The following is a 7,171-nucleotide window of genomic DNA, read 5'->3' on the forward strand; positions in this document are numbered from 1 at the left end:
GCAGAGTACTCTTTAAATAGTGATGTTTTAACTTTAAGATTAGGGATAGGAATAACAAGAAAAAAACTTATAGAACTTTTAGAAAAAAATGGATATAAAAAAAATTATTTAGTAGAAAAAAGAATGGAGTTTTCAGTTAGAGGAGATATTTTAGACATATTCCCTTTAAATGGGGAGAATCCAGTTAGAATAGAGTATTTTGGAGATGAGATAGATAGAATAACATATTTTTCTGTCTTTGATCAGAAAAGTTTTGAAAAAATAGATACAGTAAATATGTATATAAACAAAAATAATTTAGTAAAAATAGATTTTTTAGAACTTTTAGAGGGATTGAAAAAAAATAGAGATTGTGACATCTTTTTAGAAAACTCTGAGATAGTGAGCTATAAGTTGGAAGAGGCTATTGTAAGAGACAGAGATAAAGAGGATAAAATAAGGGAGTTATATGAAAAAATAGAGAATCTTTCTAAGAAGATAGATGTAATAAAAAGTGAAGGGGATACAGAAAGAGTAAAAGTTCTAGGGAAAAAAGATGGGATAAAATATGAGAATATCTCTCAAATCAGAGAGGGAGATTATATTATTCATGAAAATTATGGTGTTGGAATCTATTTGGGTATCCAAGAGATAGATGGAAAGGATTATTTAGCCATAAAATATGCTGATGAGGATAGATTATTTGTTCCAATTGAGGGGTTAAATAAGATAGAGAGATTTTTAGTCTCAACTGGAAAAACACCGGAACTTTACAATTTGGGAAGAAGAGGGTTTAAAAGAAGAAGGGAAAAGTTAGAGGAGGATATGCTCAAATTTGCTAAGGAGATTGTGGAGATTCAGGCTAGAAGAGCACTTCATACGGGGTATAAATTTTCTCCAGACACAGTTTGGCAAGAGGAGTTTGAAGAAAAATTCCCCTATATAGAAACTAGAGATCAAAAAAATGCTATAAAAGATGTTAAAAGAGATATGGAATCCTCAAAAGTTATGGATAGAATTGTATGTGGAGATGTTGGATATGGAAAAACGGAGGTCGCTATAAGAGCTGCTTTTAAATGTGTTATGGATGGAAAACAGGTTTTAATAGTTGCGCCAACAACCGTTTTAGCACAACAACACTATGATAGATTTATAGAGAGGTATAAAGATTACCCTATAACGCTTGAACTCCTAAGTAGATTGAGTGGGGATAAAGAACAGAAAGAGATTGTTAAAAAAGTTGAAAATGGAAGTGTAGATATTGTTATAGGAACCCATAGAGTGCTGTCTGGAGATTTAAAATTTAAAAATTTAGGTCTTATCATAGTGGATGAGGAGCAAAAGTTTGGAGTAAAAGATAAAGAGAAGCTAAAAAAGATGAAAAACAATGTTGATATGTTAACTTTAACAGCCACGCCTATTCCTAGAACTTTAAACTATGCTCTTTTAGGAATTAGAGACATATCGGTTATAGAGACCGCTCCAGAGGGAAGAGTGCCTGTGGAAACAAGTTTTATAAGTGATAATAAAAAAGAGATTAGAGAATCTATTATGAAAGAGATAGCTAGAGAGGGACAGGTGTTTTACATATTTAATAGAGTTAAAAGAATAGAGAGCAAATTAGAGGAGTTAAAGAAAATTTTACCTAAATTTGTAACAATAGATTATATACATGGAAAGATGTCTCCTAAAAATATAAAAGAGAAGTTAAAAAAATTCCAAGAAGGGGATATTGATATTCTATTGAGCACTACAATTATTGAAAATGGAATTGATATAGAAAATGCAAATACCATTTTAATAGAGGGAGTAGATAAACTTGGACTCTCTCAAGTTTACCAACTAAGAGGAAGAGTGGGAAGAGGAAAAAGAAAAGGATACTGCTACTTAATAGTTGATAAGGATAAAAAATTAGGTAAAAAAGCTTCAGAAAGAAATGAAACTTTAAAGGATATTGGAGAGTTTGGTGGAGGCTTTAAACTTTCACTGGAGGACATGAGAATAAGAGGAGCTGGGGAGATTCTAGGAGATAAACAACATGGAGCTTTAGAAACTTTTGGTTATAATCTTTATACTAAACTTTTGCAGGAGGAGATAGCTAAGGTAAAAGGTAACTATAGAGAGGATTTTGAAACAAAGATAGTACTGAAAGAGGACTCCTATATTCCAAAGGATTATATAGAGGGGGATGAGAGATTAATAATCTATAGAAGACTGGTTGATACAAGGGAGCTAGACAGGTTGCATGAGATAAAAGAGGAGTTAGTGGATAGATTTGGAGAGTTACCTAAAGAGGTTATAAGCCTATTGAGATATTTAGAGATAAAAATATTAGCTAAGGAGTTAAAGATAGAGGAGATAGTAGAAAAAGAGGGTGAATATTTCTTAAAATTTAATAATGAACATGTAAATTTTGATAAATTGATGAAACTTATTGGAGATAAAAAAGCTAGATATTCTCAAAAAGAGGGTGGACTGTATTACTTTAAAGATATTTTAAACTTTTTATATTGGTATAAGGGAGATGGTGAATTAAATGAAAAAGTTTGATGATTTCGTAGAGATTATAAAAAAATTGAGAGAGCCTGATGGGTGTCCTTGGGATAGAGAGCAAACTTTAGAAAGTTTAAAGCCTCACTTACTAGAAGAAACATATGAAGTTTTGGAAGCTATGGATGAGGGAGGAGAAAAACTGAAGGGGGAGCTAGGAGATCTGTTGCTTCAAGTTGTTTTTCAGTCAAATATATGTGAAGAAAAGGGAGAGTTTAAAATAGAGGATGTGATAGATAGCATCTCAGAAAAGATGATTAGAAGACATCCTCATGTTTTTGAAAATGATACTGACATAAAAACATCGGATGAAGTTCTAATCAATTGGGAAAAGATAAAAAAAGAGGAAAAGGAACATGCTGATAGGACTTCGATTTTAGATGGAGTACCAAAGGGAATGCCCGCTCTTTTAAGAGCTGAAAAATTGCAAAAAAAAGCCTCTAAAATAGGATTTGATTGGAATGAGATACATGGGGTTATAGATAAGGTAGAAGAGGAGATAGATGAGTTAAGAGATGAAGTTATGGTTGGAAATGAAGAGAAAGCTAAGGAGGAGTTAGGAGATCTATTTTTTGCTTTAGTCAATCTTTCAAGACATTTAGGAGTAAATCCAGAGCTTTGTTTAAACGCAGCTTCCGATAAATTTGAAAAACGTTTTAGATATGTTGAAACTCATTGTAATTTAAAAGAAGCGACACTGGAAGAGATGGATAAAGTATGGGAAGAGTCTAAAAAATAAAAATTTTTTTTTAGAGCTATTGACATATGAAAAAAATAAGGTATATATAATATTACGAAATAAGGATGTGAAAAGATGAGATTAGATAAGTTTTTAAAGGTAAGTAGAATAATAAAAAGAAGACCAGTTGCCAAAATAGTAGTGGATGGTGGAAAAGCCAAATTGAATGGAAAAGTAGCAAAAGCTAGTACAGAGGTTAAAGTTGGAATGGAGTTAGAACTTGAATATTACAATAAATATTTTAAGTTTAAAATATTGGAAGTTCCAGAGGGAAATGTTGCTAAAAGCAAAACTTCTGAGTTGGTTGAACTATTGGATAGTAAAGGTATAGTCATTGATTTAGATGGCGAGGAGGATATATTTTAATGGAGATATTCAACCTTAAATCTAATGCCAAAATTAATATAGGATTAAATATAGTTGGGGTTTTAGAAAATGGTTACCATCTTTTAGATATGACTATGCTTCCCATTGATCTATGTGATAATTTAAGAGTAAAAGTTATGGCAAAGGTGGGAGATTTAAAAATAAAAACAAATAAAAAGGATATTCCAGTAGATTCAAGTAATATCCTTTATAAAATATATAGAAAATTTTATGAGAAGACTAAGTTACCCCCATTAAATATGGAGGTTTTTTTAGAAAAAGTTATTCCTCACCAAGCTGGATTAGGGGGAGGAAGTTCCAATGGTGCTATATTTTTAAATTTTTTAAACGATTACTATAGGAATATTTTATCACTTCAAGAGCTGATTGATTTGGGGAAAAGTGTTGGAGCGGATGTACCCTTTTTTATATTGAATAAACCATCAAGAGTTAAAGGTATTGGTGAAAAACTTGAGGAGATTAAAAATAATTTAAAGGTTCCTTTGGTTATAATAAAACCACCTTTTGGAGTTTCTACAGCCACAGCTTACAAAGAGGTAAAAAAAATAAAAAATCCTAGAAAAGCAGATATTGACAGGATATTGATGGGATTAGAAAAAAATGATTTAACATTAATTGAAAGATATATTGAAAACAATTTGGAAGAAGCACTTTTAAAATCAGATAAAAATTTGATTGAATTTAGAAAAAGATTATTGGAAGTAGAGGATTTGAAGTTTTTTATGTCAGGAAGTGGAAGTGCATACTTTGCATTTTTAATAGAGGATATTGATGAGAGGGTTAGTAATCTTAAAAAAAGATTTAATGATTGTGAAGTATTCCTTTGCAATTTTAAATAAAACTACTAAATCGTAAGGAAGGTGCATTTAGAATGAGAATTACAGATGTAAGATTGAGAACAGTGAAAAATGAGAACGAACTTAAGTTAAAAGCTTATGCTGATGTTACTTTTGAAGAGTGTTTTGTAATTCACGGATTAAAAGTAATTGATGGTCAAAAAGGAATGTTTGTTGCTATGCCTTCGAGAAAAATGCCTGACGGAGAATATAAGGATATAGCTCACCCAATAACACCTGAACTTAGAAAAGATATAACTGATTCGGTTATAGCTAAGTACAAAGAGGTTATGTCACAGGAATCAACACCAATAGAAGTAGTGGAAGAAATTGTAGAAGAATAAAAAATCATTGACAATGTCAAAAAAAAATGATATTATTTTATTGATGTTGGGGTGTCGCCAAGCGGTAAGGCAACGGACTTTGACTCCGTCATGCGTTGGTTCGAATCCAGCCACCCCAGCCATTTAAAATAATATTCAATGGGAACTACATAAGTTCCCATTTTTTTTATAAAAAAATAAAATCCCCCTTTTAAATGGTTTAAGAGGGGGATTTTTATATTATAATTGGCAATAATTTTTAGCTATTTCAGAAGCAAGTTTTGCATTGTTGAAAACCAATTGAATATTAGACTCTAAACTTTTACCTTTTGTGATATCTTTGACTTTAGCAAGTAGGAATGGAGTACTATCCTTACCTTTGATACCTTTTTCTTCAGCTTCAGCAACAGCGTTGTTTATAGCGTTAGTGATTGTATCAAAGTCCATAGCGAACTCTTCAGGAATTGGATTTGCAATAACAACTCCCCCTTTTAAGTTTACATCCCATTTAGCTTTTAATGTTTTAGCGATTTGCTCAGGTGTATCCATTTGATAATCTACCTTAAATCCACTTTTTCTAGTATAAAAAGCTGGTAATTCCTTAGTTTGGTATCCAAGAACAGGAACACCTTTTGTTTCTAAAAACTCCAGTGTTAAACCTATATCAAGGATAGATTTAGCTCCAGCACATACAACAGCAACATCAGTCATAGCTAGTTCCTCTAAGTCAGCAGAGATATCCATTGTTGTTTCAGCACCTCTATGAACTCCTCCAATTCCACCTGTAGCAAAAACTTTTATTCCAGCTAGAGCAGCTATTATCATAGTTGATGCAACAGTTGTAGCACCATCAGTTTCTGAAGCTAATATAGCGGGAATATCTCTTCTACTTGCCTTTGTAACTTCAAGTCCTTTTTTACCTAAATAATCAACTTCCTCTTTACTTAAACCAACTTTAAGTTTTCCATTTAAAATAGCTATTGTAGCTGGAACTGCACCATTTTCTCTAACGATCTCTTCAACTTTTAAAGCTGTTTCAACATTTTGTGGATAAGGCATCCCATGAGATATTATAGTAGACTCAAGAGCAACTACAGGTCTATTATTTTCTAAAGCTTCCTTAACTTCTTTTGAAATTTCTAAATATTTTGCTAAATTCATAAATTTTCCTCCTTAATTTGACTGATATTTTCTAAAGACATATTGTCACTTATAGTTCTTTCGCTAGAAATAGCTATTGCAGCACATGCAATACCATTTTTACAACTTTCAATAATATCCAGATTTTGTAGATAGCTATATGCTATTCCAGACATAAAGGCATCTCCAGCTCCAGTGGTATTTACAATCTCAGTTTTAAATGGATTCATATGCCCAGATATTTCTCCATTAGAATAGAATACCCCTTTTTCGCCCAAGGATATAAAAACCTGTTTAACCCCTTTCTGTATGAAAAAATTAGCACAAAGCTCCAAAGAGTTCTGATCCACAATCTCGATACCAGAAAGTGTTTCCGCTTCAAGTTGATTGGGCTTTATTGTATGGAACTTTCCAATAAAATCCTTTACTTTCAAAGCTTTTGTTGTAGAAACACAATCTAAAAATAAAGGGATTGAAAAATTATCTACAATATATTTAATTGTCTCTTTTGGAATATTAGTATCAATGACACACAGCTTAGATTCATCCAAAATCTCTTTCTTAGATTTAATGAAATCTATAGTTAGATTTTCATATAAATCCATAGCTGAAATAGCTAACTTCATATCATTATTTTCATCTAAAATTGATATATAAGTCGATGTTGGAGAGTTTGGGATTGTCAAAGAGTTAGAAACATTTATTCCTAAAGTTTTACAATTCCTTTTTATCTCCTCTCCATTAAAATCGTCACCTAATACAGTTATTAATTCAACATCTTGATTTAGTCTAGATAGATTGTCAGCGATATTTCTTCCAACGCCACCAAAGGATGTGTTTACTTTTCCAGGATTGGAATCATAATCCTTTAGAGGTAGATAAGATTGAGCTGAAATATCGATATTAGTTCCACCAATAACAGTTATAAAAGATTTTTTTTGGATAATATACCCTTTTCCAATAATCTTTCCCTTCTTTATCAGGTTAGAAATATGGACTGCAACAGATGAACGAGCAATATCAGCTTTTTCTGCCAGTTCAGATTGAGATATAAATGGATTTTCCTCAATCCATCTCAAAATCTCCTTTTCTCTGTTGGTCATAAGCACCTCCTTTTTAAACAATTGTTTATTCATTTAAACTTTTGTTTAAATATTATCATTGAAGTATTGAAAAGTCAATGATTTATCTATAAAAAAATTGCTTTTTAATAGAAA

At 31.5% G+C, this 7,171-nt stretch carries 7 protein-coding genes and 1 tRNA gene; 6 read left to right on the forward strand and 2 right to left on the reverse strand.

The genetic code is table 11. The annotated features are described in order from the left end of the window. The 6 genes from mfd to ACMOUI_RS05280 form a co-directional block, all read left to right on the forward strand. Window positions 1-2,529: transcription-repair coupling factor (gene mfd / locus ACMOUI_RS05255; protein WP_418964688.1), on the forward strand; the 2,529-nt coding region annotated here is incomplete at its 5' end. Beyond that, complete coding sequence (mazG, locus tag ACMOUI_RS05260; RefSeq protein WP_418964689.1) at window positions 2,516-3,268, forward strand: nucleoside triphosphate pyrophosphohydrolase; 753 nt, start codon at window positions 2,516-2,518, stop codon at window positions 3,266-3,268. The genes mfd and mazG, both read left to right, overlap by 14 nt. 75 nt (window positions 3,269-3,343) lie before the next feature. Next, window positions 3,344-3,634 carry an RNA-binding S4 domain-containing protein gene (locus ACMOUI_RS05265; protein ID WP_023049993.1) on the forward strand — a complete coding sequence of 97 codons (291 nt, stop codon included), beginning with the start codon at window positions 3,344-3,346 and terminating at the stop codon, window positions 3,632-3,634. Continuing rightward, window positions 3,634-4,494 (forward strand): 4-(cytidine 5'-diphospho)-2-C-methyl-D-erythritol kinase, encoded by an 861-nt coding sequence (gene ispE / locus ACMOUI_RS05270; RefSeq protein ID WP_418964690.1) that lies wholly within the window; start codon window positions 3,634-3,636, stop codon window positions 4,492-4,494. Before ACMOUI_RS05265 ends, ispE begins: the two co-directional genes overlap by 1 nt. Before the next feature lie 32 nt (window positions 4,495-4,526). Further along, complete coding sequence (gene spoVG, locus ACMOUI_RS05275; RefSeq protein WP_418964691.1) at window positions 4,527-4,835, forward strand: septation regulator SpoVG; 309 nt, start codon at window positions 4,527-4,529, stop codon at window positions 4,833-4,835. Window positions 4,836-4,882: 47 nt separating this feature from the next. Further along, window positions 4,883-4,957 (forward strand) — tRNA-Gln (locus tag ACMOUI_RS05280). A 97-nt stretch (window positions 4,958-5,054) separates the two neighbouring features. Here ACMOUI_RS05280 and ACMOUI_RS05285 read toward each other — a convergent pair. After that, window positions 5,055-5,975: a pseudouridine-5'-phosphate glycosidase gene (locus ACMOUI_RS05285; protein ID WP_418964692.1), complete on the reverse strand. Its 921-nt coding sequence runs from the start codon at window positions 5,973-5,975 to the stop codon at window positions 5,055-5,057. Next, window positions 5,972-7,057, reverse strand: a complete 1,086-nt coding sequence (locus ACMOUI_RS05290) for a carbohydrate kinase (RefSeq protein ID WP_418964693.1) — start codon at window positions 7,055-7,057, stop codon at window positions 5,972-5,974. The genes ACMOUI_RS05285 and ACMOUI_RS05290 overlap by 4 nt, the downstream gene beginning before the upstream one ends. Between the last annotated feature and the right edge of the window lie 114 nt (window positions 7,058-7,171).

The sequence above is a fragment of the Cetobacterium sp. genome, assembly GCF_048470075.1.
GTDB lineage: Bacteria > Fusobacteriota > Fusobacteriia > Fusobacteriales > Fusobacteriaceae > Cetobacterium_A.